The organism is Pseudoflavonifractor sp. An184, from assembly GCF_002160305.1.
GTDB classification, from domain to species: domain Bacteria; phylum Bacillota; class Clostridia; order Oscillospirales; family Oscillospiraceae; genus Lawsonibacter; species Lawsonibacter pullicola.
In genome coordinates this window covers 13,376-34,714 of record NZ_NFKI01000021.1, presented here as the reverse complement: position 1 = coordinate 34,714, position 21,339 = coordinate 13,376, and the positions used below count along the sequence as shown (strand labels likewise).

19 protein-coding genes are annotated in these 21,339 nt (G+C 52.0%); 9 read left to right on the top strand and 10 right to left on the bottom strand.

All coding sequences use genetic code 11. The annotated features are described in order from the left end of the window. Positions 1 to 8: 8 nt before the first annotated feature. The 3 genes from B5F19_RS08725 to B5F19_RS08715 form a co-directional block, all read right to left on the bottom strand. Complete coding sequence (locus B5F19_RS08725) at positions 9 to 1,133, bottom strand: hypothetical protein (RefSeq protein ID WP_087289716.1); 1,125 nt, start codon at positions 1,131 to 1,133, stop codon at positions 9 to 11. A 110-nt stretch (positions 1,134 to 1,243) separates the two neighbouring features. After that, positions 1,244 to 1,954: a hypothetical protein gene (locus B5F19_RS08720; RefSeq protein WP_087289715.1), complete on the bottom strand. Its 711-nt coding sequence runs from the start codon at positions 1,952 to 1,954 to the stop codon at positions 1,244 to 1,246. Between the two features lie 3 nt (positions 1,955 to 1,957). After that, the gene (locus tag B5F19_RS08715) at positions 1,958 to 2,350 is read right to left on the bottom strand and encodes a fimbrial protein (protein WP_087289714.1); all 393 of its coding nucleotides are present in this window, start codon (positions 2,348 to 2,350) and stop codon (positions 1,958 to 1,960) included. Between the two features lie 655 nt (positions 2,351 to 3,005). Between B5F19_RS08715 and B5F19_RS17125 the strand changes: the two genes are divergently transcribed. From B5F19_RS17125 to B5F19_RS08700, 4 genes are all read left to right on the top strand, one after another. After that, positions 3,006 to 3,191: a hypothetical protein gene (locus B5F19_RS17125; protein ID WP_140394192.1), complete on the top strand. Its 186-nt coding sequence runs from the start codon at positions 3,006 to 3,008 to the stop codon at positions 3,189 to 3,191. An 82-nt stretch (positions 3,192 to 3,273) separates the two neighbouring features. Beyond that, positions 3,274 to 6,390, top strand: coding sequence for a hypothetical protein (locus B5F19_RS08710; RefSeq protein ID WP_087289713.1), 3,117 nt, complete (start codon positions 3,274 to 3,276; stop codon positions 6,388 to 6,390). Then, positions 6,387 to 7,817, top strand: coding sequence for an SIR2 family protein (locus tag B5F19_RS08705; RefSeq protein WP_087289712.1), 1,431 nt, complete (start codon positions 6,387 to 6,389; stop codon positions 7,815 to 7,817). The genes B5F19_RS08710 and B5F19_RS08705 overlap by 4 nt, the downstream gene beginning before the upstream one ends. A gap of 194 nt (positions 7,818 to 8,011) precedes the next feature. Continuing rightward, positions 8,012 to 9,430 carry a hypothetical protein gene (locus tag B5F19_RS08700; RefSeq protein ID WP_087289711.1) on the top strand — a complete coding sequence of 473 codons (1,419 nt, stop codon included), beginning with the start codon at positions 8,012 to 8,014 and terminating at the stop codon, positions 9,428 to 9,430. A 34-nt stretch (positions 9,431 to 9,464) separates the two neighbouring features. On the opposite strand, the gene B5F19_RS08695 is transcribed toward B5F19_RS08700, so the two are convergent. The 6 genes from B5F19_RS08695 to B5F19_RS17980 form a co-directional block, all read right to left on the bottom strand. After that, positions 9,465 to 10,007 carry a hypothetical protein gene (locus B5F19_RS08695; RefSeq protein ID WP_087289710.1) on the bottom strand — a complete coding sequence of 181 codons (543 nt, stop codon included), beginning with the start codon at positions 10,005 to 10,007 and terminating at the stop codon, positions 9,465 to 9,467. Then, complete coding sequence (locus tag B5F19_RS08690; protein WP_140394191.1) at positions 9,991 to 11,163, bottom strand: helix-turn-helix domain-containing protein; 1,173 nt, start codon at positions 11,161 to 11,163, stop codon at positions 9,991 to 9,993. The genes B5F19_RS08695 and B5F19_RS08690 overlap by 17 nt, the downstream gene beginning before the upstream one ends. A gap of 564 nt (positions 11,164 to 11,727) precedes the next feature. Next, the gene (locus tag B5F19_RS08685; protein ID WP_087289709.1) at positions 11,728 to 12,882 is read right to left on the bottom strand and encodes a site-specific integrase; all 1,155 of its coding nucleotides are present in this window, start codon (positions 12,880 to 12,882) and stop codon (positions 11,728 to 11,730) included. Beyond that, on the bottom strand, positions 12,851 to 13,192 hold the full coding sequence (locus B5F19_RS08680) for a DUF6809 family protein (RefSeq protein WP_204248311.1): 342 nt from the start codon (positions 13,190 to 13,192) through the stop codon (positions 12,851 to 12,853). The genes B5F19_RS08685 and B5F19_RS08680 overlap by 32 nt, the downstream gene beginning before the upstream one ends. Positions 13,193 to 13,506: 314 nt before the next feature. After that, positions 13,507 to 13,686 (bottom strand): hypothetical protein, encoded by a 180-nt coding sequence (locus tag B5F19_RS17985; RefSeq protein WP_242972752.1) that lies wholly within the window; start codon positions 13,684 to 13,686, stop codon positions 13,507 to 13,509. Continuing rightward, on the bottom strand, positions 13,683 to 14,204 hold the full coding sequence (locus B5F19_RS17980; protein WP_242972751.1) for a hypothetical protein: 522 nt from the start codon (positions 14,202 to 14,204) through the stop codon (positions 13,683 to 13,685). The genes B5F19_RS17985 and B5F19_RS17980 overlap by 4 nt, the downstream gene beginning before the upstream one ends. On the opposite strand from B5F19_RS17980, the gene B5F19_RS17975 reads away from it, so the two are divergent. After that, positions 14,203 to 14,730 (top strand): hypothetical protein, encoded by a 528-nt coding sequence (locus B5F19_RS17975; RefSeq protein ID WP_242972750.1) that lies wholly within the window; start codon positions 14,203 to 14,205, stop codon positions 14,728 to 14,730. The two genes, B5F19_RS17980 and B5F19_RS17975, sit on opposite strands and share 2 nt — an antisense overlap. 202 nt (positions 14,731 to 14,932) lie before the next feature. On the opposite strand, the gene mobC is transcribed toward B5F19_RS17975, so the two are convergent. Continuing rightward, on the bottom strand, positions 14,933 to 15,283 hold the full coding sequence (gene mobC, locus B5F19_RS08670; protein WP_204248310.1) for a plasmid mobilization relaxosome protein MobC: 351 nt from the start codon (positions 15,281 to 15,283) through the stop codon (positions 14,933 to 14,935). Between the two features lie 717 nt (positions 15,284 to 16,000). On the opposite strand from mobC, the gene B5F19_RS08665 reads away from it, so the two are divergent. The 4 genes from B5F19_RS08665 to B5F19_RS08650 all read left to right on the top strand — a co-directional run bounded on the left by B5F19_RS08665 (position 16,001) and on the right by B5F19_RS08650 (position 21,297). After that, on the top strand, positions 16,001 to 16,426 hold the full coding sequence (locus B5F19_RS08665) for a helix-turn-helix transcriptional regulator (protein WP_087289706.1): 426 nt from the start codon (positions 16,001 to 16,003) through the stop codon (positions 16,424 to 16,426). Next, entirely contained in the window at positions 16,410 to 18,287 is a 1,878-nt protein-coding gene (locus tag B5F19_RS08660) for a leucine-rich repeat domain-containing protein (RefSeq protein WP_087289705.1), read from the top strand. The genes B5F19_RS08665 and B5F19_RS08660 overlap by 17 nt, the downstream gene beginning before the upstream one ends. A gap of 87 nt (positions 18,288 to 18,374) precedes the next feature. Continuing rightward, complete coding sequence (locus B5F19_RS08655; RefSeq protein ID WP_087289704.1) at positions 18,375 to 18,965, top strand: hypothetical protein; 591 nt, start codon at positions 18,375 to 18,377, stop codon at positions 18,963 to 18,965. Positions 18,966 to 18,969: 4 nt separating this feature from the next. Further along, on the top strand, positions 18,970 to 21,297 hold the full coding sequence (locus B5F19_RS08650; protein WP_087289703.1) for a right-handed parallel beta-helix repeat-containing protein: 2,328 nt from the start codon (positions 18,970 to 18,972) through the stop codon (positions 21,295 to 21,297). Positions 21,298 to 21,339 lie beyond the last annotated feature (42 nt).

Sequence of the window (21,339 nt, the reverse complement as noted above, 5' to 3'; positions counted from 1 at the left end):
CCGCCCCCTTAAACGCGGTCCTTCCGTTTGGGAGGCTGCGGGAGCTTGCTTATAATTTCGGTGCGATAAGCGACCTCGCCGTCCGGAGCTTTGTAGGGGGTCTTTTTCACGGAATCAGCAGCGTATTGCTTATACCACTGCGCGCCGTCTGCCGAGGTCACCTTGCTGTAATCTCCTTCAGGGCGAGTGTACTGGTCCACATGATACATCCCAAACTCGACTCCCTCCGGGTGCTGGGGAGTGACCTCAACGCCGGTGATACGGCCGCCGCCGATCTCAACCTCACGGAAGGTGATGCTTTCCATGTTTTTTTCGCCCAGGGCGGTATAGCCCATATAGGACATCATGGACTGGGCGGCCATGTCACCGGTGATGGACCCAGCGGTTCGGATATCTCCCTTTGCTACCCGGCCGATCACGTTATTGGCAAAGTCCCCGCCTTTCTGCAGAGAGGACATAAAAACAGCCGCCCCAATGCTGGGGTGATGGGGAGGGGAGACAACTGCTGCGCCAGGGCCTGTTGTGGAAGGCTGGCTGGAAACTTCCTTCCCGCCCAAGGTGGTACTGTGCGTATGGGAGGTGTGGCTGCTGTCACGTTCCCCCACAGACTGAGTATTTGTCTGCGAGGCATGCTCCTGTTGGACTGTGCTTGCGGCAAACGACGACTGATCTGTATGGACAGAGTGTTCCATTGTAGCCGTCTCGCAGGTGGCAGAATGCGCCGCGGCAGAACTGGCCGCGGTGGTATGCGCTGCAGAGGTGTGTTTTGTGGAAGTGGCGGTCTTGACGGCGTCGTTTGTGGCCTTTCGTACCGCAACGCCCGCAAGACCGCCCCGCAGGAACCCGAACGACGAACCATCTGCGCCTTTGGCACCGGCAGCACCCGGGGAGCCGGAAGATTTTCCCCCGCCAATGAGATGGCCCGCACTGGATGCGACTGTGGATACCGTCTTAGCGGCGATCATGACCTCGGCAAGCAATGAGCCTCCGGTGTGGCCGACGTTGACGCCCAAGGCGCTCATGAAACTGTCAATCTTCTGGCTGACTTTCAAGAAGGCGACGGCGCACAAAAACCAGATCAGGAGATTGCCTGTTACGGTCTCTTTCCCGACTTCTGCGACTTCCTGCTCCACCTCTGCTTCCGTGATTGCACAAGAGGGGAACGCAAAAAAGCATGCCAGGACGAGGATTATGGTCAGGAATTTGATGATTTTGTGGTATTTTTGCGTAATAACACCTCCGATCAGATGGAAAGAGGATTTGCGATGAAAGAACCGACCATGGATATGAAGAGGCGAAGGCACCACGCGTTCATAATCAGCAAAAAGACCTGTCCTCCCAGCATCCGGCACCAGCTTTTGAAAATGTTAGACGTGCTCTGAGAGGCGCCCATGGCGATAGCGACAGGCGCCGTATAGACGAGCACGCCCAGCAGGACATAGCGTTCAGCGGCCTCAAACAGTAGTTTGATGTAATTCCAGGCCAGTATGATGATCAGAATGAGCACGATCAGAGTGACCGCGCCGTTGGCGCACACTCCAATGATGACAAGCAACACGGATTCGAAGCTGGCAAAGTCCAAAGAGGGGAGGGATGAGGTCATGATCCACTGATATGGCGTACCGCCAATGTCAAGAACAAGTGCGGTGATGCTATCGGCAAAATAGGCCAAAAGAATGAAAATGACAGAGCGGATACTCAATTTCACAGGATCTTCTGCCTCTATGCCTGCCCCAAGCCAATAGTTCCGGAACAGATTCCATACCCATATCAGCAGGATCAGACCAATGGCAAGGGCGACAAAAATATCGTACATAGTGGCAGCGGCGGGGAAATAACGCAGGAAAACAGACATGTCACAGCCTAGGGCGCCCAAAACTGATGAATTGAATAAGTCCAGGCCGTACATGATCTGCTCCGCGATCCACTCTACAATGCCGTCTAAAATACCCATAGGTCAGGTAGACGAGGGGGTCCACTGACCGCCCTGGAAGAAGGGAGTGATGTACGCCATGATGAAGCCAAGACCATTGAGTACGACCCAAGTGATGATAATTCTCTTGAGCCACGCTCTGGATTCATCCACGGTTCTCCCCGAGCGCGAAAAATTCATCAGCAGCAGTGCGACGGCGGCAGTGACAATTGCGGCAATCGTTGAGATCGAGAGGATTTGCGTGTAGACGTCCTGCATGATTTCCGATGCTTTTGTCCAGATCGTTGTTCCAGCCGCCGATGCCGGAAGGCAGAAAGCCGAGCTTAGGGACGCCGTAAGGAAAGCGGTGTATAGAATGCGCCCTGGCGACGTCGGTTGCTTAGAGGGTGGCGTGGATACAGGGGATTCTCGTTTCAAGTGCAGACCTCCTTTTTGGCTCAAATGAAATCAGGGCGACACCTGAACGCAGATCAGGTATCGCCCAGGGAGAAAAAAGGCACGCCCTGATAAGGGCGTGCCTTTCTCTAAATTTCATTCGGCATACAGTTTTGAGCATGACCATTGTACCACAGGTAGATTTGCATTGTAAGAGCAAAACCCTGCCAATCTACTGCCGATTTACTGCCAGGTTACTGCCGTCGTCCTCTGGCGGGAGCAATTCATCCAGAAACTACGGGTTGTCTCGTGGGTATAGTCGCATAGGATCGTGTTCTACGTGTGGACAGCCCCCGCCTGCGTCGATCATGGGGCGAAGGCTGATGTCTATGATGTACAGGCGAAGCTGCACCATGCTTTTTTATGCAGTGATCTTTTGCTGTGCTTTTACATAGAATACGTGTATGGGAGTGTGCATCTTTCATGCCTCTCTCGCTGCTTTATAGGAGATGTGATGGTGACGTTCCATAAAATGGAGGGGGTATTTTTGGACGTTGTTACGAATTCTCCGTGAAAAGTAACAAAAAGATAACAAAATTGGGTTGACAGATCTTGAGGAGGAATGCTACAATAGACGTACTTTTTCAAGGAACTTTGGAAAATAAACAATATATGCGAGAAAGGAGCACGAGCGGTTATGGATGCTAAGCAGGGCAAACGCCGCGGATTACTTCGTGCAGAAAATGCGGGCGTCTATGATCGCAAGGGCTCTACGAAATTTTTGCGTTCTGTAGATTTAAAAGATCCCCCGAGGAATTTAGAAAAAGACTTCGTATTAAAGGGACACTTTTTCCCGCAAGATGATATATTTCCTGCAGACTAATTCGCACATTACTATTGTGGAAGAAAGAGCGGCCTTTGATAAGGTCGCTCTTTTTGTTGCTACGTGAGAAGGGAGAAGGGTTATGGCAGGCAAAGAGAAAGATTCAGCTGAGAAATCAAGAGAATTTGAGGGACTGATTCTGGATTTAAAAAAAAGAAGATTGGGCCTCTCTCCAGATGAGTTGAGCAACTATGGTTTTTTGATGTACGGTTATTATGACTGCCTTGATATCTACCATACGAAATCATGGTTTGAGTTCTCTCCTATCGGTATGGAATACGCTGATTATGATGATGAGTCAAAAAGCGATCCTGAAGTCACCAAACATGGAAGTTTTTTTGATCATCATCCAATCAAACTGATTTTTCCTTCGAAGACGTGCCAGGAAGAGATGGAGCAAACTGGCTTTTCCTTTGAGCCGTGGCGTAGGGAAAGTCAGTGGAAATCAAATGAGAACAAACAACAGTATCCGCTGATTTCAATTTTGCAATTTAACGTAACGAATGATTTTCTTACTGAATATAAGACACCTCAGAACTGCCTACGACAGGTTGCGCATGGAATTGTTCATGTAGCAAAGCATATAGCTAAATTTAAGACGGAGGATAACAAATTCGATAGGAAAAGATTTCGCGACTTGAATTGTGGGCTATTTCAGTCCATAGGCTCCCAAGATTATGTCCTGCTGTGCCGTACGCATAGTTGGGAAGATGTGTTCAAAGTAGCTGATGCATTACATGCATGGAAATTTAAGGTGCAGGATGAAAATAGAAAAACGGACAAGATAGAAACCGCTGCAATTTCCAACATTTATTTGACACCGGGTATTTCTACTGCTTTCTGTCAAGAGAGTAAAATGAATATCAACGATGCAAATATCGAAGCTGTCATTCGGTTGACTTTGCAGAGCGGGAAATCTCTCAAAGATTTAAGCATGGCATTTCTTGAGCAGTTTCCACAAGATAAGGATAAAGAAGGAATCAAATTCCATGTATTACATGGTCGTTATGATGGGGCAATTACATCGCTTTTGCCGATTTATCGAACTTTAAATTGGTTTAAGCCAGGGCAAATGCTGAGCCCGGATTCTGAGTTGTTTAAGAATTTTTTGGTGGACACCAATGCTTCCATTCGCATCCGCTTGCCGCATTGTGAGCAGTTTGCAGATAATTCACTGTGCCCTGATGATTCTCTTTGTGTGAACCGGAGTGTGGCATCCAGCATAGGAGAAGGCGAGAGCAGAAACCAAAATAGGTTTTTTGATAGAATAAATAATTTAGAAACGTGGGTCAAAGGCGATTTCGAAACAGACTTCCTATGTAAACACAAATTACATGTCCGACAGTCTCGAGCACTTCATGAACTACTAGTTCTATTGTCAAATCTAAGTAATAATCCTCATAGCAACGACATCTGTGTTATTTTATTGGATGCTTTTGATTCACTGCGCCAAAATATAACTTATTTGATTACAAAGGTGAACGAGACTGAAGCGTCTCAAGCAGAAGAATATTTGCAGTATATCGAAGATGGTATCCGTGACTTCCGTGATTACGTGGGCGACTATTTAATTTCTCTGGCACAAGCGGAGCGGTTGTTTATTGAAGGATTGAAGCTGAGCCATCAATCGATTGCCTCGGCTACGAAACTCCTCTTTGCGTATAACCAAGTAATCAGAAGCCTGACTCAACTGAGCAGCAGAGGGAGCGACTATTCCTATTCCTTTGTGGTCGTGAGTGGTGGATGTGATACAACAGGAGCGCACAATTTATTTGACTATGATCCGCTTCCCGATGAAGATAACAAACTGACAGAAAACCGTTTAATCGTAATTCAACTGTCTGAAATGAGCGTTTTCAATATCCAAGGAACATTATTCCGTATTGTGCATGAGGCCTGGCACTATTGTGGAGATCGACTGAGAGGAGAGAGAAACGAAGCCTGGGTGGATAGTTTGTCCCGTTCCATTTCAAAAACGCTATCAGTGTGTTTCTTTGGAAGTGGACCACTGATCGAAAAAGTGCTCAAAAAAACAAAAGATAAAAGTCTGAAGAAAAAAGTACAGCAGCTATTCAATCGGCAACAAAGAAAATTTTTTAATCAACTTAACAATGAACTGAAGTCCTATTTGAAAGATCAAGGGTTTTGTACGCATGATGAAATTTATGGTATGGCTTACCGGGATGATATCTATGCAGCCATACTGGGTTGGTTACAGCCGCCGGTAAATGAACGCTATGGGGAGAGCGAAGGAGAAGCTATTATCCGTAGCTTTCTTTATCAGAATCAAGCCGAACTGCATAAAAAGGTTGCAGAGGAAATAAAGAAAGTAAATGAAAAATCGAAAAACTCTATTCAGACGGTCAGCCACCAGAATTTAGAATTATATTACAAAGTGTTTCAAATATTACAGAAACAGGATCAAGCAATGCCGTACAAAATCTCTAGTTTTATAAGAAGCTGTTTGACCATGCTGTGTGGGAACTTTGTTTGCGAGAGTGACATAGATGAGTGCTTAGATTCCATGCAAATGGGTGAAAAGCTAAGGGAAAGTACTAAGGAACTTTGTCTGAACTATGATATTGGCTTTCATTGCAATCTTATGTATGAAGTTTATTCAGAAGCCTTTTCAGATTATATGGCCTGTTATACATTACAGACTACCGCAGCAGAATATATTCTAGACATGGTGTATGAAGATTGGGATATTGAGGTTTCGTTGCCAGTTCAGCGACTCTCGATTCTAAGAATTGGGAGTGTTATGGAAGCGATGAGCGGACAAGGCAAGGAAGAATGGCCTGCTGAGAGAGAGGTTTTGTTAACACTTCTTCAGGAGAAGTATGAGCAATTGCGCGATAACTGTAGGTGGTTAGAGAATAGAATCGATATTCTTCAGTTGCGAGAAAGAGTGGATACCCTATTAAATGAATACAAGTATTTTCAGAAGCTACGTATTAGCGAGCCGCTGGTGCAGTATTTGAAAAAATGTGGAGACGCATTGGACAAGCAAGTTTGTGTATACCCTGCACGAGAAGAGCAACTTCAGTATATTCGGACAACCTACGAAGCAGCAGGAAAGCTGACCCAACGAAAGGTACATGATCAAGTAGTAGAAGGCCTGAATACATTTTTGCAGTATTGGATTGATTTAAACAATCAGGCGGATAAAGCGAAGATGAGTGAGGCAAAGGAAGAATGAAAGAGAGTATACAATTAAAAGACTATCTAGGGGATAGAGTTTTGGAGCAGCGGGAGGAAAGAATACTTGCCCTAATAGAAAGTGCTCAGTTGGAACAGATGTCGCTTGTTCTCGGAGCAGGTATTAGTATACCACTAGGATTGCCAGACTGGTCAGAATTGTTGAGAATTTGCTTTGGAACATCTTTAGCATCAAATCTTCTACGGAGGACTGTTTGTACATCAGAGACTCGAGGAGAGATTAGAGACAATCCATATAATCAAGTGCATAGAGAGTGGAAAGAAAGTATGGAGATACAATTTAACCGCCTGACAATGGCATTGACGGATTTAGAAAAAGGCGTTAATCCACCGTTGGATAGTAATGCACTTGAAAATGGACAATATTTTTATCAATGTTTGGATTCGATCGTGGAGGCATTGGGATTAGAAGATAGACAGTTTCAGGATAGGCTCTTTATGGAATTGGTTAAGCAAGGGGTTATACCGACAAAGAGCTTAGAGGAGGTAAGCGGGACAGCGCTAGATGAGTGTGCAAAACTAATCAAATCTGGAACTGTGAAATCCTGTATAACATATAACTTTGACACACTTTTGGAAGCAACTTTATCCTCGAGCTATGGATTAAAAATTGACAATGACTATCATGTGTATGTAGACGCTCAAGATCCCATTTTCAGAGATGGGAAACCGGAGATCTATCATATTCATGGAAGTATTCCTGTCCCAATAAGTAAAGATGATCATACAGTGATTCAGGAGGGGAAACAATCAAAGAAAATCATTTTTGCGGAAGATGACTATTACGATATCGAAAGGATCTCATACAATTGGACGAATCTCGTACAAGCAGATTTTCTGCAAAGGTCTAACTGCGTATTCTTGGGATTTTCTGCGGATGATTATAACTTTCGAAGGATCGTAAAGCTAATGCCTAAAGGAGATAATTGTCATTACTTATTTATTGCCCTGGATGGCAAAATTAAAGCATGCCAAAAGGAGTTTAGTGGGCGTAGGGCTGCGATTGCCAAATTTCTGAAGGATAGTTTAGAACATGAAGCAATCCAAATCATTAGTTTAAATAGCGATCAAAAAGTCTCCCCAAAATCCCTTATGGAGAAGGCAATAGAAACTGTCAATAAAAATTACAAGGATATGATGGGTGCTGAGGTGTACCTACATGATGCGATGTCAGATGTGTGGTATGCCACAGAAGTTGCTCCAATAGATGCACTTCCGAATCTCAAGCAGAACATAGATGATTGGGTAGAAGAATTTCTGAAAGAGGACAAGGTTTCAGAGCAGATCATGCTCAACTATTATATGGAACTCAAAGATAATTACTGGAGTCGATATAGAATGTATCCAATTTGGACAACGTATGACCAGTTACCCAAAGATATTGCCAGGTTAAAAGTAATGTCATAACCTAACTAGACAACGACCGATGTTTATTTTGCACCGGTCGTTGTCTAGTTTAAAATTAAAATTATGGGATTGTCGAGATGAAGAAGCGACATCTGCTCAACTCAACAGAATAATGTGTACCTATTGAACCGAGCTCGCTTCATAATGCGGGTTAGTGTAACTGCGATTTTATAGTACGAGGAGAATTAACTTGCATGAAGAACACGATAACAGATAGTTTCAATGGTGTAATAAACATTGGTTCCGGTGAAGGCTATAACGCTTTCTTCAATGTGGACGGCCATGTAGTAAAAATTTTGCCTCTGACCAAAGAATGTGGAGACACCGTCTTTAGAATGAGCAGAATGGATGGCAAAGGCCCAGCTGATGATTCTCAGCAGTGGCTATATGGTTTTACGGAGGACAATTGCAGTGTTGCTATTCTGAAAAATTCTCGCTTCAGAGTTGGCCACACATCTGGCTGCGATATGAGAATAGCGCAGTTTTATACTCCTATCATTGCAAAAAGTACGAATCACGGTATGAAGGTTGATTTAAGTACCTTTGATGCTATTGAGTTTTATGGTGGTATCATGGATATTATCCATAACCCTGACCAAGCAATCGAGTATAATGGCAACAGCATCGCTTTCAAAAGCATCGATAATTATACAAGAGAATATAATGTAGAGATCGACGGGGAGAATTTCGAGGTTAAGTATTCCATTAGTACAGAAGAATTAAGTATGGACTTGGGAAAACTTCCAGATTTGAGAGGCGCCATCCATTCGACTCTCAGATTTAGCTTTCAGTCGCCAAGGATGCTGATGGACGTATTAAAATACTATTCTTATGCCATGTCTCTGTTCCAATTCTGTACAGGAAGACTAAATGTTTGCAGTGAGGTTCGTCTATATAAAAAAGAGAATAACCGCCCCATACTTCTTCGTCTGAACGATAGTTTTGATGACTATGCGAACAATCTTGATTGTATGGAAGTGATACGTTTGGGTTATCTTGATAGATTTTTGCCAAGTCTATTAAAACTGCTTAATGAAGATCGCACAAAACCACACTTGAATTTTCTACCTATGCGGAACAAAGACGTTAATAGCATAATGTACACAAATGTCAATGACCTCTGCATAGCATTTGAGATTGAATATTCTCGTTCCATAGATACCTCTTTAGAAAACGAGAGAAGTGCTGCAAAAAAATTGACAGAGGTTCTCCTTGATGTTATAGAAAAAAGGGAAGATTGCCCTGAAACTGTAAAAAACAAAGCAAAAGCGATCCTGAATACGCAGCTGAAGGACTTCACACCATCGTTGAAGGAAAAAATTGTATATATTTGTGAACGATACCATCAGTATGTAACGCCTTTGACTGAGCCGTTTGGGCATGACTCTCTAGGGATATCTACGTTTTACAGTAGCAAAGAATTTCAGGAAAAGATTGCGAAGTTTGTGAAAATCCGAAATTCTGCCTCCCATTCAAAGATAGTTTGGAATGACGGCATTGATATTTTTTGTCACCTGAAGCTGTACATCTATTTTAGTGTTTTAAAACGTACCGGAATCCCTCCAGAGTCCATTAGAGCGATTTTGAGTTGGATGTATGGACGGCTGTTTTGAACTCACAGATAGAACCCATCAGTTCAGTTTTCTGCTAGTTTTCTGTTGTCGCCTCATGCGGGAAAAACTCGTCCAGAAGTTTTATGTTGTCCCGGGTAGTATATCCCCATAGGATGGTACTCAAAGTATAGACAGCCTCTTTTCGCCGGCGATAATAGGTGCGATAACTGATGTCGTGCATGTGCGGACGGAGCTGCTCAATGATTTCATCCACATTTTCAAGTTTCTGTGGGGATAAATACGTGTAGTACAGGACCCAGTACAGTGCCTCGCCGTTTTTGTGCTTGCTCCGCAGGAGGGAGACAGCACCCTGGACCAGTTTAAGCATTTTATTGCTTCGCTCCACACACCGGGCGTACTGCTCAATATCAGTCCCGCTCAGGTCAGCACCCGCGCAATATAGAGAATCAAGAAATTCATCCACATCGCACCCATATTCGACGTGAAATTGGTTTTTTAGCTGGAGGACAGATAGCTCCAAGCTCCAGACAACGTCGCGGTATCGTTTGAGTAGGCGCCATGTGTTGTGGTATCGTGGGTCCTCGGTAAAGTCCGGTTTCTTATTTCGCACAGACATTCATACCGCTCCTCTCAAAATGTATGGTGCCGGCCGGTGATATGCTCAAAGAAAAATGAACCGCGGTGCCGCCGGCACCGCAGTGTACAACTAGATCCATCTGTATTTGATCGGGGAGATCACCTGAGAGGTGATTTGTTCCCTGGCAGTCAACTGATAATGGAGATAACTTAATATGCGCTTTCGCACATTTGAAACACTGGAACCCTTGATTTGCAAGGGGTTTCGCTGTCTCGTGAACGATTATGGAAATGTGCTGTTTCGGGACGCAAAGGAGCTCTTTTGAGACGTACAATTTGGTGTGCAGAGGGAAGTCATCTGCAGGAAGGGGATCGTCAGGCAATTTAATTTTGATATTGAACTGCATAGCGACATCTTCCTTACCAATAAGCACGTCGTCTACCTGGAACATAACAGATAAATAATGATTGAGATAGATTACGCTCCCACAGCGTCCGGGAAAGGAAACCAGAGATATATACCCAAGTTTGGATAACTTTTTTAGGAGGCGCCCAACCGATGATTTGGAGCGCCCCCACCGCTGAGCCAACTCCGAAAATGATATAATGGGGTTGCCGGTGCCATTGCGATAGTAAACGACAGGTCCAAGGTCTGAACCAATAACGCCTTGGTCCTTGTATATAGTAGAGAGCCACATGTCGAGTATAATATCTAGCTCGGAGAACCGATAAGAACCGGCAAACTTTGAAGTGATTGAGATCGGCATGAAAAAGAAGCCGCTCTCCTTTTGGCAGGGGCAATTATAATCCAGCACTGTATTGTGCGTTCTCCAGGCCAGTATGCGATACCGAATAAGTGGACCTCGCTCCAGCTTGGAGAAGGTAATCAAGCGAAGCTGTTGCAGGGAAGAGAGGATAGCAAGCGCTTGATGCTGGAAGCGGACGCGGAACCAGGTCATCAGGTCGGAAACTCGGCAGAGCCATTCTCCGGGGCGAATCGTATATGTGATACCGTCCATGCGGAGGTAGGAGGTACGGAAGTTTGCGTAGGTGCACAGCACGGTATAATGAAATAGGTGAGAATTGGGCCCAGCGCGCAGCGTGCGGTCAGAAATAAGTGTGTGAACAAAGTCTCGATAAATTCGGCACCGTGGGTAGTCCACGCTTTGCGTGATCTCCAACTGATATTCTTTCATAGATGTCTCCCCCAAAAAAAGAGAGGGGGACCCTACCAGTAGTGGTAGAGGTCCCCCTCGGTCAAAATTAAATGGACTGTGCGCCTCAACAAGGCCTGCTCCTTGTGAAAGGCAAAGTCTGGATGGTGCGGGATCAATGGGTCTTGCGTTTAGGGGGCGTAAGTGTTTAGCGTGCCCCCATGCTAATTCTCGTGCTAAACGTAGCATGTGCAGATACAGTATTGAGGTGCAGATAAATTCCTGCCATACAAAATAGTGCCACACAGAGATGTTCAAAATAGTACACTTTCAGCAGAAAACTGCGTTCTATTCACAAAAGAACAGTCCGCTCGATGCTTTGGTAAGGATGAGGTCCCCAGTTCGAATCTGGGTAGCAGCTCCAAAAATCCCCGGAAACTTCGGTTTTTGGGGATTTTTTGTTGCAAAAAGTTACTTTGTGGGTTGGCCAAAAATTTCTGACCCACACCGTGACCCACACGCGGAAATGAGACAACGGAACCAATGGACACAAGAGTGCCGGACAGGAAGAAGGGCTTCCTGTCCGGCGCATTTTTCTTTCTGCCATTACAGGACCTGCTCCAGGAAGCTGCCCATGGCGGCGGCTGCCTCGTCCTGTTTCTGCCTGGTGGCGTGGGTGTAGGTCCGCAGGGTGAACCCGGCGTCGAAGTGGCCCAGCATGGAGGATACTGTTTTCACATCCACACCGTTCTGCAGGGCCGTGGTAGCGAAGGTGTGACGGAGATCATGAAATCTGAGGTGCTCCAGCCCGGCGTCCTTGAGAATCTTCTTGTGGAGATTCACCACCGAGTCCGGGTGGTACATCTCTCCGGTGAGGGGTGAGGGGAACATGTAGGGGCTGTCCGGGTGCTTGGAGTGCTCCTGGATCAGTAAGTCCACCGTGGTCTGCGGGATGGACACCAGCCGGACGGAGTTCTCCGTCTTAGGCCTGGTCAGTTCCAGGGACCCATCTGGATTGCGGACATACTGCTTACTTACTGAGATACTTCGTCCCTGGATGTCCAGGTCATCCCACCGCAGAGCCACCAGTTCTCCCTTCCGCAGGCCGCTGACCAACTCCAGGTAGAACATGGGGAGCAGATCTCTGGCTTCCGCTGCCTCCAGGTAGGCTTTCATGTGCTCCGGCGAGAGGATCTTCATGTCCAGTTTCCTGGGCTTGGGGACGATACAGTCCTCGCAGGGATTACGGGGAATGAGCCGCTCCTTCACCGCACGGTCCAGGGCGCAATGAAGCATCAGGTGGACGCTGTGGACGGTGGTGGTACTCAGTCCTCGGTTTTGATTTTTTCCAACATGTATTCTGCCGCTCTCCAATAACTCTTTGTAGAGCTTCTGCAGGTGTCGGGTGGTTAGCTTCTTCAGCTTGATGTGCCCGATGCGGGGGATCGTATAGGTCTCGATGATCAGTTCGTATCGGTTGGCTGTGGCAGTGCGGACATTGGGCTTGGCATAGAGCTCATACCAGGTGCGCAGCCAGCTTGTTACGGTATACTCATCCGCTGCCTTGCTGACATCTAAACCGTTGGTTTCTTCGAGTGCTATCTTGAGTTTTTCCTTTACCTCTGCCTGGGTCTTACTCAGCACATTTTTGATGATCCGTTTCCCGGTTTTGGAATCATATCCGGCGGTGTACCGGCCCTCCCACCGACCGTCTTTTCGCTTACGGATGTTACCCTCGCCGTTGGCCCGTTTCTTTGCCATTGCAGCTGCCTCCTTCCTCGTACGCCATGGTCAAACTGCCGTCATCCTCGTCCAGAGACTCGATAGCAATCCTCATCCCAAGGCGAAATCCCAGAATAAAGTTTTCCAGGGCCATGGTACTGCAGATTTCGTTCTCCGCATTGAGCAGTCGGAGCAACAGGGTTTTCTCCTCTCCCTCCAGCCGGGCGGTGAGCTTCTCCTCGCACTGTTCTGCCCGGTCCATAGCGTCTGCCAGGATTGAACCTGGTGTGATGTCTTGTTCGTTGGGGGTGATCTTTCCAAAGTACAGATCCTCCAGAGTGTCTCGCATGTGTGTCGCCTCCTTTGCAACGACACACAATACCACAGAAAACAGAAATAGCCAGGGGTGCGGTGCAGAGTTATCAAACTGTTATCATTTCGCTGCCCCCTCTTTCCGTCGTATTCATTGTCAACGGCATCGCAATTCCCGCCAGCCAGCAGGCCCTTTCTGGTCGGAAGGGTCTTTATTGTTTTATGCGCCGTAATTTTTGAGGGGGGCGCAAGGAGGAAATTTCTCTTTGATTTATGCGTATCATTTTTTGGACCGCCTGGTTAACGATCCCCCCAGCACTTAGGATTTCCAGAATGCTGGGGGGAAGTCGTTCAGTTCATTTTCTGTCCTTCCTCGTGATCGTCCGCCCTGTGCCCCATGGCGATTTTCTTCGCCTGCTCCTTGGCCAGCGCTTTTCGGTCTCCATGACTGTGCCGGGTCGTTGCGTCCATTACGTCGCTGTCCGCCTGCTGTTCCAATCTGGCCAGCAGGCGGAGGACATCTTCGGTCACGTCAGCAGCCTGCAGATCAGGATGCTGATCACCACGGCCGCCGCCGCGGAACTCAGAATCGTGCGGGCTGCCCATCTCTGGAAGGTATTCATCAGTTCCGAGCCATCTCCCCGGAACTCCCGGGCCTGTTCGGAGAGCTGCCTCATAAATTCGTCTCTCTGCTTCCCAGCCTGTCGGTTCTCCTCCTGAATCCCACGCTGGACTTTCTCCAGGTTCTGACACATCTCCTGATGGAGATCCTTTGTCTGATTCAGCCAGCGGGCCAGCAGATCCGCTGTAGCTAGAGGTTCCAGGCTCTTTTTGGTAGCCAGAGAGTCTATCTCGCTCCGGATGTTCTCCTGGAGTGCCAGAGTGCTCCGCAGGACTTGTTCCAACCGCTCCACGGTCTGGATTGGCATGGTGTAGAGGATGTTGGCCTGCTGGCCTGTGAAGGTGGGCATTGTTGGTGATGCTTTCTGTCTCTGCTTCAGGGCGTCCAGCGAACTGTTGTGTTGCTCGCTGCCGTATTCGGAATTCATGCTCCATCTGCTCCTTTCTGAATTTCAGCTCGTGCAGTTTGTCGTCTCTGCACTTCTTTCCCGTGGGCGTGGTGTAGGTGATGCTCTTTCGCCCCGCCTCCCACCGCACCTGATAGCCCTGCTGGTTCATTTCACGCAGGAACTCCTCTCGCGTCCCAGCTCGTTTCATGGCTTCCTCGATTGTGATGATCAGCTGGAACTTCCAGCTATCTCCTCGGTTAGCCGCCCGATATTCCCCAGTCCGCAGGCCCTGGGTGCGCCGATCCTGTTGGTATGGCTTCAAGGTGCTGAGGCCGTGCTCCTCGCAGAGCTGGTCGCTGACCTTCCGCATCTGCTCCAGAGTGTTGGGCGTGAAGTGCAGCTTTTTCCCGGTGTCCGGGTGAACCGAGTTGACGATCAGGTGGGAGTGCAGGTGTTCCGTGTCCATGTGCGTGGCCACCAGCACCTCGCAGCCTGGGAAGAACCGCTCCGCCAGTTCTTGAGCGATTTGGTGCGCTTCTTCAGGTGTGACTTCTTCCTTGGGTGAGAAGGACTGGACGTACTGGTAGAAGAAGATCCCATCGGCCTTTCCATAAAGATTCTTGGTAGCCATGAAACTTTTCTGTGCCAGCTCCGGCGTACAGTTTACTCCGGAGAGATAGCGGCGGCCGGTTTCGTCCATCGTCTTTTTCTCCTGGGACACATAGCGGATCACCCGCCCCATGGCGCCCGCCGTCTGCTTCTGCTCCTTAATGTAGCTGCAAGTCGCCAGAGGAGATCACCTGCCCTTTCTCTGTGAGTAGACCGTTCAGCGCCTCATAGGTCTTACCCAGTGCCTCCGTCAACTCGTTCAGGTACACCGTCTGGATATGACCTGTGTGAGCCAGGACAGTGAGCTGGTTTAGGTTTCTTCCCCAGGCGCGCAGCTCCGCCAGGATGGGCTTGAGTTCGTGGATCACAAGAATCGGCTGTTTCAGTGAAGCCTGGAGCAGGTACTCCTGCTGGCTCAGGCCAGACAGGCGCACCTTCTCCCGAATCTTCTTTACCTCTGCCGGAGTGACCCGGAAGGCGATCACCTGGTTTCTGGTTCGGACTGCCATGTTCCATCACCTCCGCATAAAAATTTGGTATGCCGCCGCTCCCATTCCGGGAACGACAACATACCAAAAATTTTTGTGGATAGCCATACCAAACGGACGGAGTTATCAGAAAGTTATCAATTGGCCCCGCAGGGCAGAAAAAGTGGGTGCGGGCTTCCGCCCGCAAAAAGGCGTTTGGTTGCCGCTCGCGGCAAGCCAAACGCTCTGCTTGCCCCACCCGAGGGTGGGTAAAATCCGCTCCCCGGCCGTGCAAGTACTGGCGGCACAAGCGCTCTCCGCACTGCGAGGAGATGTGGTATGGTTTTTCCCGCACTTTTTTCGACCGTCCATTTCTCCCTCATCGGCGGGGCAAATCGCTCCGGGCTTGGGGCACAAACCGGTCGCGGATGGGAACCAGGGCAACGGGCCAGCGCCGGGCACACGGCCCCCACACGCCCCTGTTCCGCTCCGCCGGGGTTACGGAGCCATCCTGTCTCCAGGGAGGCACACAGGAGCGCACAGGGGGAAGTAGGAGACGCATCGGTGTTTCCGATAGCAGAGGAGCAGAGCCGTTTTCTTTGTATTGCATATCAAAATCTGACCGGAGAGGGCGTTTCTGGCAAACGGTTCCGCCTACAGAATTTACCGCAGATATTTGTCTGCTCCCCCGGAAAAATTCCTTTGGAATTTTTAAAATTACCGGTATAATGGACATACAATTGGGGAGGAGGGAGACAGATGCCGGACACCACAAGCGAACTGTTTCACAGACTGAAAAGCTGGGAGAGCGGAAGGAAACTCCTGAATCAGGAGGAGACGGTCTCCACCTGTTCACAGGTACTGCTGGAACTGCTGGAGAAAGCGGGCCTGAGCGCCCCGGAGTGGATGACTGCGGCTGACGTGAGCAAATCCTACGGCTATCAGATCTTGCGGGGGGAACGGGTTCCGGGGCGGGATATCCTGCTGCGCACCGCCCTGGCCCTGGGCCTGTCGCTGAAGGAGACCCAGCGCCTTCTGGCGGTGGGTGGATGCGGGGCACTCTATCCCCGCGTGCGCCGGGACGCCGCCGTGATCTTCGCGCTGAACCAGAAGATGAGCCTGCTGCAGGCGGAGGAGCTGCTCTCCTCCCTGCCGGAGCGGAGCCTCTATGCCGGGGAGCACTGACATGGGAGAGCGGGAACAGTTTTTGAAAGAGTACCAGGAGCAGGTGCTGGACACCCTGACTCTGCCCCCGGAGTGGAGTGTGCGGTACACGGTCCAGTCCTGTCTGAAGGATGGGGAGCGGCAGGTGTATCTGCTTCGGGATCAGGCTGGCCGGCAGGCGGTGCTGAAGACACAGCCGGCGGGGCGGGAGGACACCCTGCGCCGGGAGTATGACCTGCTGCGGGAGCTCCATCACCGCCAGATTCCTTGCCCACTGGACTATCTGGAGTGGGAGGGGAGGGAGTACCTGGTCCGGGAATATGTAGAAGGAATTAGCCTGGCGGAGTGGGTGGACACCCGGGGGCCGCGTCCTCCCAGGCAGGTGCGGGAGACGGCCCTGTCCCTGTGCCGGGTTCTGGAAGATCTCCACAGCCAGAATCCGCCGGTGATCTGCCGGGATGTGAAGCCCCAGAATGTGATCCGGGACGGGGCGGGCCGCTGTCATCTCATTGACCTGGGAACGGCCCGCCGCTACCGGGCGGAGCGGCGGGAGGACACGGTGTTCCTGGGCACCCAGGCTACCGCGCCGCCGGAGCAGTTCGGCTACCAGCAGACGGACCAGCGCTCCGATGTGTACAGCCTGGGGATGCTGATGCGCTTTTTGCTCACCGGCGGCTATGATCCCCTGCCCCGGCTGCCGGGGCGGGGCGCACTTGTTTGGATCATCCGTCGGTGTACGGCCTTTGATCCCCAGGATCGCTACCCCTCGGCCCAGGCCGTGTCCCGGGCGCTGCAGGGCCGCTGGCGGCGACGGACGGCCGGAGTGGCCGTTTGCGGCGTGTGTGCGGCGCTGCTGTTCCTTCTGTTGGGGCCCTCCGCCCATGAGGATGAAGTGCAGGTCTCCTCTCCCCTGCTGGAAGCGGCCCTGTGCCAGGAGCTGGGGCTGGAAGCCGGGGAGCCCATCCCGGCGGAGCGGCTGGGGGAGGTGGAGCAGCTGCTGGTGTGCGGCCAGCAGCGGATGAGCACCCTTCAGGAGCACGAGGCCCATGCGGAAGAAGCCCACGACTTCTATGTGGTGCAGACGCCCCACGGGGACATCGGCGATGAGGATCTGGAGCTGTTGGCGCGATGCAGCGGCCTGCGGGTGCTGATTTTGGACTACCAACAGATCTCCGATCTGTCTCCCTTGGCGGAACTGCCCCTGGAATATCTCAGCCTGACAGGAAACCAGGTGTCCGATCTCAGCCCGCTGGCTGGTCTGACGAAGCTGCAGGTACTGAATCTGGGCGAGAATCCGGTGCGGACAGCGGAGGGGGTGGCCCAGCTGCCGATGCTTCGGGAGGTAATACTGGAGGCTACCGGTGTCACCTCCGTGGCGGCCTTTGCCGGTAGCGACATCCAGTATTTGAACGTGCGCACCACCTGGGTGACGGACTACACGCCCCTGGAGACGTGCCCCAGCCTCACCCGGCTGGTCACCGGCAGTATGCCAGAGGGGGCCGCGGAGACCCTGGCGGGGCTGACGGGGCTGGAGGAACTGCGGCTGTACTCCACCGATGGGCTGGATCTGTCTCTTTTTCAGGCGCTTCAGCGCCTCCGGGAGGTGGACTTCTCCGGCAGCGCCGTCTCCCACCTGGAGGCTTTGACAACACTTTCCTCTCTGCAGTATGTCAATCTGACGGAGACCGGGACGCGGGACCTGGCGTTCGCCGCATCCATTCCAGCCTTGACGGAGCTGGATCTGCGGGATAACCATCTCACCGACCTGACGCCCCTGCTGGATTGCCCCTGGCTTACGCGGCTGGTGCTCAGCTCCCGCCACCAGGGGCTGGCCCGGGAGCAGCTGGCCCAGGCGCCCTTTGAGATCGTGTATCAGGGATAAGTGCGCAGCCTGCGCACCACTTTTGACCTCCTGTATGGTATGCTGGAGGCAAACCGGCGAAAGCGGAATTGCAAGGAGGTCAACAGCATGAACAGAAGGAAATGGATCGCCCTCTGCCTGGCGGGGTGCCTGTTGCTGGCGCTGAGCGCCTGCGGAAATCCGGGAGCGGACGCGGAGAACTCCGGCGGAACGGAGGAGCCCACTCAGACCGAGGAACCTGCCCAGGCCGAGGAACCCACCCAGCAGGAGACGCTGGTGGAGTATGCCGTGGAGGGACTTGGCACCTTTACGCTGCCCGAGGGCTTCACCCAGGAGGCGGGAGAGATCGCTGAGCCTCTGCCCACCACCTACGCCACCTTTGAGAAGGACGGCTATTACATCCAGGCCAACCGCTTTGGCACGGATGCCTATGAGATGGCGGGGGTGCCCCTGCCCGCCGACCTGGAGGACTACTCCACCCGCAGCGGCGTCCAGGACTCTGTACCGGAGGGGACGGTATTCGACTATGACGACTACGGCAATTACGCCGCCCAGTTCATCCAGGAGGACGGTCAGCTGTGCTACTATGTGCTGCTCCAGGGGGAGGAGTCCTTTGGCAGTATCTACCTCACCGCCCCGAAGGATCAGTTTGACGCGGACACGGTCGCCCAGTGGTTGAGCGGCTCAGTGCTGGAGTGAGGCTATGAAAAAAAGAGTTCTGGCGCTTGCGCTGCTGGTCGCCGTGCTGACGGGCTGCGCAGGGCAGGACGCCTCATCCCCGGTGACAGGCGGCGCGGCATGGGGTTTCCCGGAGGGACCCGCTCCGGCTGAGGAGTACGAACGCTTTTTCTGGTATGGCTTCGGGGAGGAGAACCCTGATCGCGACCCCAGCGCCGCAGCGACAGAGAAGGAGATGGCTGACATGCTGGCCGCTGTCATCGAGGCGGCCGGCGGGGACGTGGAGGGCTGGCGGGAGCTGACTGCCCACGCCTCGGACGAGGGGATCTATCGCGACTACTGCGCGATGTTTCTGCTCTACGCCGCCGAGCACATGGACGCCACGGAGTTTACGATGGGCTTCGCGCCCTATCTCCTGGGCGGTCGGACGGATGAGAACTGGGACGCCTTCGGTACGGACATCCGGGGCGGTTACCGGCTCTTTGAAGAGTTCGGTGAAAACTGGGATCGCGTCTGCGTCTCGGTGTCCAGCCAGATGGAGGACAGGCAGGAGATGAATTACCTGAACGCCAGCCAGAACTTCGTTGTCAGCCGCCTGTCGCTCATCACCGGCGAGCCGCTACTGGACTTTGACTACGGGACTTTCACCATGCATCTCACGGAGCCCCTGACCTATGAGGACGCCGCCGTGGCCGCAGTGCGGCTGTTTGAGAGCTTGCCCGAGACTGCCGAACGCTTCCCGGAGGATCAGGCGGTCACTGCCCGGGTGGAGGAGCTGCTCCAGGCTGGCCGGGACCGGCGGGACGCCGTTTTGGCCTCTGAGACCGCCATTGCGAAAGGCGACACATTTGTGCCCGGTGAGACCTATACCGGGACAGCCTACTATGTCTCCAACAGCGGGGACGATGCCAATGACGGTCTCAGCCCGGAGACCGCCTGGGCGACCATCGACCGCCTGAATGCCCAGCCGCTGCAATACGGTGATGCAGTGTTCTTTGAGCGGGGCGGCGTCTGGCGGGCGGCGCAGGTATACACTAAGCCAGGCGTCACCTACTCCGCCTACGGTGAGGGAAACAAACCGGGGCTGTACGGCTCCGTGGAAAACGGCGGCGGCGCGGAGAAGTGGACGCTTTGGCACGAGGGCGAGGACGGCAGCAAGATCTGGGTCTACGACCGCCCCATGCTGGACTGCGGCTCCATCGCACTGACTGACACGCTCGGGGCTGTAAAAGTCCAGGGCTTCTGGAACGGGGAGTGCTTCCAGCCGGTGAGCGAGCTGTGGAGCACTGACCGGACGGAGGAGGCGATGGCGGAGCAGGCCGCAATGCCGGAATTTGACCCGGCGGAGCAACTGACCGAAAATCTCACCTTCTTCTGCGAGGCCGGCAGCGGCCTCCCTGACTCGCTGCCCATCTACCTGAGCGGCTGGGTGGATACCGGGGAGCGGGAGCAGTACTGCCTTACCGCCGATGGGCCGCTGTATCTGCGCTGCGACGGGGGCAACCCCGGCGAGCTATACCCGGACATGGAGTTTCTCTCCCCCTGCGCGCCCTTCGACGGTGTGGCGGACGACGTGGTGATCGACAATCTCGCCGTACTCTACACGGGGCGGAACATTCTCTCCGTCTCGCCGGAGTGTGAGGGCGTCTTGGTGCAGAACTGTGAGCTGGGCTGGGGCGGCGGCTGTGCCGCGTCGTACGCGCTGGACACCATCACCGGCTACGCCGCGGGCGTGCAGCGCAACGGCGGCGTGGGCGGAGCCAGCTCCAGCCGCAACACCTTCCGCAACAACTACGTCCATGAGACCTATCAGGAAGGGCTGGGACTGGAGACCGCCATCGAGTTCAGCGGCCAGGCCTTTGACGTGACGGATGTGACCATTGAGGGCAATGTGTTTTATCACTGCGGTTCTGCACTCATCTACTTCAACTGGGACGAGGCGGCAAACCCCGACCACCAGTTCAGAAACGTCAGCTTCCGGGACAACCTGGTCTTTTACAGCACCATGAGCGACTGGGTGGACACCGGCGAGGACGTAGACGGCTTTACGACGGGGGCATTTACCATCGATGGCGGCCCCAATATGCAGGACGGCACCGTGGAGGTTCGGGACAACGTGTTCTTTGCCGCCCGGGAGTGCCTGGTGTATATCAGAACCTATGTGCCGGAGTACCTGCCGGACTTTGAGGGCAACATCTACGCGCAGTTTTCCGACGGTGTGTTCCTCTCCAGCGTCTCCGCCCCCAACTATTGGAGCGCCAACGCCGCCGAAGGCGTCCGCGAAACACTGTTCGATGAGAGCGGAGAGGTTCTGAGCCTCTCCCGGAGCCGGTGGGGTGAGGCGGACTGGTAACAGTCCGGTTGCGCCGGAGGAGCAATGGCTGGCTCGCGGCGG